6 protein-coding genes are annotated in these 6,717 nt (G+C 69.8%); 3 read left to right on the forward strand and 3 right to left on the reverse strand.

The annotated features are described in order from the left end of the window. Window positions 1–262: 262 nt before the first annotated feature. Window positions 263–856, reverse strand: a complete 594-nt coding sequence (gene dcd / locus IRZ30_RS14540; RefSeq protein WP_294086186.1) for a dCTP deaminase — start codon at window positions 854–856, stop codon at window positions 263–265. 418 nt (window positions 857–1,274) lie between these two features. Here dcd and IRZ30_RS14545 point away from each other — a divergent pair, with 418 nt between their 5' ends. The 3 genes from IRZ30_RS14545 (at window position 1,275) to IRZ30_RS14555 (ending at window position 5,413) form a co-directional block, all read left to right on the forward strand. Beyond that, window positions 1,275–2,315: an LCP family protein gene (locus IRZ30_RS14545; protein WP_294086187.1), complete on the forward strand. Its 1,041-nt coding sequence runs from the start codon at window positions 1,275–1,277 to the stop codon at window positions 2,313–2,315. An 84-nt stretch (window positions 2,316–2,399) separates the two neighbouring features. Beyond that, complete coding sequence (locus tag IRZ30_RS14550) at window positions 2,400–4,115, forward strand: LCP family protein (protein ID WP_294086189.1); 1,716 nt, start codon at window positions 2,400–2,402, stop codon at window positions 4,113–4,115. Window positions 4,116–4,240: 125 nt separating this feature from the next. Further along, entirely contained in the window at window positions 4,241–5,413 is a 1,173-nt protein-coding gene (locus IRZ30_RS14555; protein ID WP_294086191.1) for an exo-alpha-sialidase, read from the forward strand. Between the two features lie 171 nt (window positions 5,414–5,584). Here the strand turns inward: IRZ30_RS14555 and IRZ30_RS14560 are convergent, their stop codons facing one another. Beyond that, entirely contained in the window at window positions 5,585–6,211 is a 627-nt protein-coding gene (locus IRZ30_RS14560; RefSeq protein WP_294086192.1) for a methyltransferase domain-containing protein, read from the reverse strand. Between the two features lie 38 nt (window positions 6,212–6,249). Beyond that, on the reverse strand, window positions 6,250–6,717 hold a 468-nt coding region (locus tag IRZ30_RS14565), incomplete at its 5' end, for a GNAT family N-acetyltransferase (protein ID WP_294086194.1).

Here is a 6,717-nt window from a genome sequence, read left to right on the forward strand (position 1 = left end):
GCGCGCGGCTGCCGCCGCGCGATACCAAAGCGGCGGCTCGGGCCGCCGCACTCCAAAGCCGGCTTTTCCTTGTCAGCCCGGCGGCTTGAGCCCCGGGCACGAACCGGGCGGCTGGATCCGTTGCGCCACCGCCGGACACCCGTCACACCAGGCCCGTACGCTGGGGAAACGTCCCCCTCTCCGACAGAGGCACCGGGCGCTCCCTCACCGCGACACCGGCGCTGGCGGGCGGCCGAGAGCTCGGGCGTGTCCTCCCAGTCCCCTACTTCTCCTCCTCCAGTGCCATGGCGATCTCCTCGGCCAGGCGGCTGGGCTTGGGGTCGATCTGGCCGGCGTACTTGTTCCCCCGCTTGTAGCGATACGGCACCTTGGCCGGCGAGCTGAGCTGCTCAAAGGTGAACGAGCAGATACGCATGCCGGGGTAGAGGGCAACCGCCATCCGGCCCAGGTTCGAGAGCTCCATCGTCGCCGTGCCGACCCAGCCCGGCTCGAACACGGCTGCGGTGCTGTGGACGGTGATCCCCAGGCGGGCGATGCTGCTGCGCCCCTCCAGCCGGCCGAGCAGATCGTCCGGCAATTCCAGCGACTCCAGCGTCGACGCCAGCGCGAAGTCCCCCGCCTGCATGATGAAGGCCTCGCCGTCGGGCACGGTGATGGTGCGCATGGCGTCACCGATTGACTGGGGCTGACGCGGGTCGATGTAGGAGAACCGTGAGTGCTCGAAGACCATGAAGGTGTTGCCGAGCCGGAAGTCGATCGAGCAGGAGCCCAAGCAGCGCTCCAGGTCAGGCTGCGGCGTGATCTTGATGCGCCCCGATTCCAGCGCCTGAACGATATCACGATCCGATAGAATCATCGTCTTCCCCTCACGACCCGCTGTGACGTTTGGCCTTTCGCATGCGTTGTGTCTGATAGAAGGCGGCTTGTTTCGGTGTACGTACAGTATGCGGAGCAGCCGCCTGGTCGTCAACCGGTGCGTCCGCGCCGGGCGCCGCTCGCAATGGTACACCGGAGGCAGATCCGGTCGCTCTCGCACACGGCGCCCGCGTCACGCGGAGGGGACGATGTCCCAGGGACGCCGCGCCTCGTCGCGTCTTCACCACCTGCGCGGCCACCGCACGCGCGCTCGCGGCGGGAGGCGGCAGCGTGCGGTTCGCGTGAGAGTCCCGGTGCGCCGTCTGTGGCGTGGCCCGCGCCGGACCCGCCTGGCGAACCGGCGCGTTCGGATCGCCCGGAGACCCTGGTGGCGGAGTCCTCGTTATGTCGCGTCGGCGGTGGCGGTTGCGCTGCTCGCTCTGGGCGCCGCCTGGCTGATCCCGCCGCTGCTCGCGGCACGCACCGCCTACGAGGAGGTTTTCGTGCCGGATGCCCCGCGCCCGGTGGTGACAGTCAACCCGCGCGGCACCCCAGAAGTCGTGATGATGCCCACGGAGGCGCCCCCGCCGCTGCCCGATTGGGATCGGCAGGAACGGATCAACCTGCTGCTGATCGGCGCCGACACCAACAGCGACCGCCTGGAGGCAGGCGAGCCGGCACTGTCCGACACGCTCATCATCGTCACCATCGACCCGGTCTCCCGGCAGGTCGGGCTGCTCTCGATCCCGCGCGACCTGCTGGTCACCATTCCGGGTGTCGGACAGGACAAGATCAACGCCGCCTACTCAATCGGCTCGCTCAGTGAGCTCACCGGCCCCGGGCTGGCCCGCGCCACCGTCGAGTACAACTTCGGCATCACCATCCACTACTTCGCGCAGGTGGACTTCGAGGGGTTTCAGCGGATTATCGACACCCTGGGTGGCGTCATCATCGACGTGCCGGCGCCCCTCAAGGACGACGCATACCCCGGAGAGGGATTCAGCTACACGCGCATCTACTTCCACACCGGGTTGCAGCACATGGACGGGAAGACCGCCCTGCGCTACGCCCGCACCCGGCACGACGACAACGACTTCGCCCGTGCCAACCGCCAGCAGCAGATCCTGCTCGCGCTTAGAGAACAGGCCGTCGCGCGCAATCTCATCGCCAACGCGCGGGAGCTGCTGGTGGCGCTGAGCGACACGGTGCGGACCGACATCCCGCCGCTCGATCTCTTGAAGCTGGCCAAGCTGGGAACGGAGATCCAGCCGCAGGACATCCACACCTACAGCATCCTGCCCGCAACGTCCGTCGAGTGGAATCCGCCCGGCCCCTACCTCCTCATCCCCGACTGGGAGGCCGTGCACGAGATCATGGGGCAGATGATCCCGCCGGAGCCGGCGGTCGCGCCGGAACCCACCGTGTCGGTGCGGCCTCCGGCCGCGATACAGCCGATCTAGCCGGGGACGCCCATCCAGGGAAGGAAATGACCCGTGCTATAATCCGCGGGCGTGCCAGGCTGGCAACGAGTGAGTAGGGTACTGGTGACTGACGATAACGCAAACCGCTCCGCAGAGAGACGAATCTCGCGCCAGCAGCCGCGGGTCGGGCCACGCGCCACGCGCGGGACGCATGGCCGCCGGCTGAGCGCCGCGGAGGTACGGCGGGCGCGCCAGGCACCGGCCATGGCACCGGAGCGGGCCGCCGCCCCGTCGACCGGCGACGCACAGCCGCCGCGCCAGCCACGCCGCCGTGACGCGGCCGAGATCCGGCAAGAGCGGCTGCGCGCTCAGAGCGCGGCCCGTGCCGAGTCGCCGGATCCGCGCGGAGACGCGCCGCGACAGCGACCCCAGCCCCGACTGATCGGCCGGGCGGTGCCCGCCACGCCGGAGCCGTCACGGCGGCGCTCCCGGCTTCGCGTCGCGCTCATGACCCTTCCCATCTTCGCGCTGGCCTTGGGCGCCATCTTCATCGCACCATCCATCTTCCGCGCCTACCAGGCCTACGACCGCATCTTCAACACCCCGGTGCCGCGCCCGGCCATCGGCGTCAACCCGGACGGCACGGTCGTGATCATTCCGGACGCGACGGAGGAAGTGAAGCTGCCCGACTGGGACAAGAAAGAGCGCGTCAACATGCTCCTCCTCGGCGTCGACGACCGCGACGACGGGCTGGTCGCGCGCTCCGACACGATCATCCTGGTCACGATCGACCCGGCGACCAAGCAGGTCGGGATGATGTCGATCCCGCGTGACCTGCTGGTCACGATCCCCGGCGTCGGCGAGGAGAAAATCAACGCCGCCTACTCCGCCGGGGAGGAGAGCGGCATCACCGGCGCCGCGCTGGTCCGGGCGACCGTCGAGTACAACTTCAACATCCCGATCCACTACGTGGCCGAGGTCGACTTCGAGGGCTTCCAGCGCATCGTCGACACGCTGGGCGGGGTGACCATCGACGTGCCGGCACCGATCAAGGACGACGAGTACCCGGGCGAGCAGTACAACTACACGCGCATCTACTTCCACACCGGGCTGCAGCACATGGACGGGAAGACCGCCCTGCGCTATGCCCGTACCCGGCACGACGACAACGACTTCGCCCGCGGCAACCGCCAGCAGCAAGTGCTCCGCGCGCTGCGGGAGCAGGCCGTCTCGCTCAACCTGATCACCAAGGCGCCGCAACTACTGGAGCAACTGGGGGACAGCGTGCGCACCGACCTCCCGCCGACCGACGCGCTGGCGCTGGCCAAGCTGGGGACGGAGATCGAGGCGGGCAACATCCGCTCCTATAGCCTGCTGCCCGCCACGACCGCGCAGTGGAACCCCGGCGAGCCGTACTACCTGATCCCCAACTGGGATCAGGTGGCGGCGATCATGGCCGAGATGATGCCGAATGGCGCCGGCCCGGCATCGCAGCCGGAGCAGACCCAGACCGAGACGGCACCGCAGCCGGAGCCCCAGTACGCAGCCACGATCCTGGTGGAGAACGCCACCCTGATCAACCGGCTCGCGGCCAACGCCGCGGCGCAACTGCAAGCCGCGGGCTTCAGCGACGTCACCGCCGCGCAGTCGGATGAGACCGGCAACGTTCCGACCTCACGGATCGTCGATTATGTGGGAGACGGGGTGACCGCCCAGCGCATCGCCGACGTGCTACACCTCTCACCGGCGGCTATCATCCCGGGAGACCCCGCGACGTACGCGGGCAACGACATCGTCGTCGTCTTAGGAGACGATGCCCCGGCGCAAGCCGGTTCCTAGCCCTCCCGCCCGGCCACCCAGCCGGGCACAATGGGAACCGACACGCGTGCCCCGGCACGCGGGGCGATTCCCGCACGGTACACCCGCCCCGCACACCGGCGGCCGCACCCAGGGAGAGGGAACGGATGACCAAGAGACGCTACCACTTCGCGGCGCTGCTCATCCTCGGCACCTGGCTGCTGAGCGCCTGCGGCAGTGGCTCGGAAACCGCCACGACCCCGCCTGACGGCGGGACGGCAGAGACCCCCACGGTGACCGTCAGCCCCACGGAGCCACCGGCCAGCCCGACCACGCCGGAGCCGACGCCGTCCGAACCCACGGTCACACCGGAGGCGAGCCCCGACACCACGACCGCCAGTCCCCTGACCATCGACGGGGAGCGGGTCGTCGAGATCTCCGTGCCCGCACCGGGGCTGGACATCGTCTACGCCGTGGCGGGGAACGCGCTCTATCGCCGCGAGGGCAACGAGGAGTGGGTGAAGATGTCCGAGGGCGCAACCGAGGCGCACATCCTCACCGACCCGACGCACCCTGATGTCATCTACCGCGGCGACCACGCCCCGTGCGCGCGCGGCGGCGACCCGGTCCCCTTCGAGCGGAGCACCGACGGCGGGGCAACCTGGGAGACCGTCCCCGCCGCGGAGAACATCCGGCCGCTCGTCATCGACCCCCTCAACACCAGCCGCCTCTACGGCGAGTCGTGCCAGCTCGCGATCAGCATCGACAGTGGGGAGACGTGGGAGCTGTCGAGCCCAGTCGCCGGGTTCGACGTGACCAGCCTGGGCCTTGTCGCCACCCAGCTCTACGGCATCTTCACCTCCGAGGGCGGCACCAGCCGCGTCGTCGCCCTTGACGTTTCGACGCCGACCAGCCCCGTGACCGGCCCGGCGCTGCTCGAGTTCTGGGGCGGCGGCGTGCTCCTTGCCACGGTCGACAAGGTCATCGTCGGCGAGCCCCATGGCGTCCACATCAGTTCCGACAACGGCGAGACCTGGGAATTCAGCCGCGTCGGGCTCGAAGAGGTGACGCTCTCGGTCAACGCGCTGACCCAGCCGATCCCTCAGGAGGAGCAGGGCCGCGGCTTCGGGATCTTCGCGCTGGCGGTCGACCCGCGCCAGCCGGAGCGGATCTTCGCCGGCACGATCCGGGGACTCTACCGGAGCGACGACAACGGGGCAACCTGGCAGCGCGTACCTGAGGTGGACGAGGTCAAGGTCCGCACCCTCGCCTTCGCGCGCGGAGGCAGCCTCCTCTACGCCACCACCGACGAGGGCGCCATCGTCCTCACCAACCCGTAGGCCGCACGGCCCGCGGCGGCCCGGTGTCCTGAAATCCAGCGTGACGCAACGGATCGCTCACTGGGGAACCTCCCGGTGGGCGATCCCGCGGCACGAACGGGGTGCCGCCCACCACTCCAGGTGAGCGTGTGGCGACATCGCCCCGCTGCTCGATCACGCCGGCCGCCGCGCTCACGCCGCCGGCTGCAGCCGCATCAGATGGAAGATGCCGAACACGCGACGCCGGGCGGTGACTGGATGGAGCCCGGCCTCCCGCGCCAGCTCGTACGGCTCGCGGTTCCAGTGGCAACCGACGTACTGCGCGTTGCGGTCCGCCCGCCGGTCCTGCCAGCGGCCGATCCACCCCACGCTGCTCCGCCCGTGCTCCAGCAGGAGGATGCGCCCGTCCGGACGGCAGACCCGCCCCATCTCCCGCAGCGCGGTGACCGGGTCAGGGAACGTGCAGACGCTCATCGTGGAGACGACGGTATCGAAGGTATGGTCGGGAAACGGGAGGCGCTCGGCGTCGGCGATGACCAGGTCGACCGGGCGGCCGATCTGGCGTGCCCGCGCTCGCGCGACCGCCAGCATCCCCGGGCTGAGATCCACCGCCGTGAGCTCAACCCCCTCCGGATAGAAGGGGAAGTTGCGTCCCGTCCCAGCCGCGACTTCCAGCACCCGGCCGCTCGCCTCGCGGACCAACCCCCGCCGCCAGCGACCCAGACCCAGCACCTCCATAAGCGCCTCCCTCCGGTCGTAGACCGGGGCGACCGCGTCGTACTTGTCCCGCAGCTCTCGGACGGTGAACTGAACCGGCATTGTGCCTCCCTCTCTACGCGCGGTCGTGTTCAAGGCTCTTAACCGCGATCCTCCGCAGCCTCGAGGCGCAGCTCGATGATCCCACTTGCCACGAAGCCCAGCTCCCGGTAGAGCGGCGCGCTCATCGGTGTCGTCTCCAGCACCAGCCGGGTCGCGCCATGTGCCGCCGCGGCGTCCCGCACCGCGTTCATCAACCGCCGGGCGATGCCGCGCCGCCGGTAGCCGGGGATGGTGTAGACGCTGGTGACGTGCCCCTGCCACTGCGCCAGTCCGCCGGGCCAGGGCAACACCGGCCAGAGCCACAGCGCCGCCATCGCCACCCGCTCGCCACTGCCCTCATCGACCGCGACGAAGACGCGGCACTGCTCATCGTCGATCCAGCGCTCCAGGAAGTCGTGCAGCGCCGCCGCGTAGCGGGCATACCCCTCCTGGTCGTCCGCCTCCGCCACCCCCTGCTCGACGCACATCTCCCACCGCAGACGCACCACGTCCGCGATGTCACCCCG

It is taken from the genome of Sphaerobacter sp., assembly GCF_019683595.1.
Lineage (GTDB): Bacteria > Chloroflexota > Chloroflexia > Thermomicrobiales > Thermomicrobiaceae > Sphaerobacter.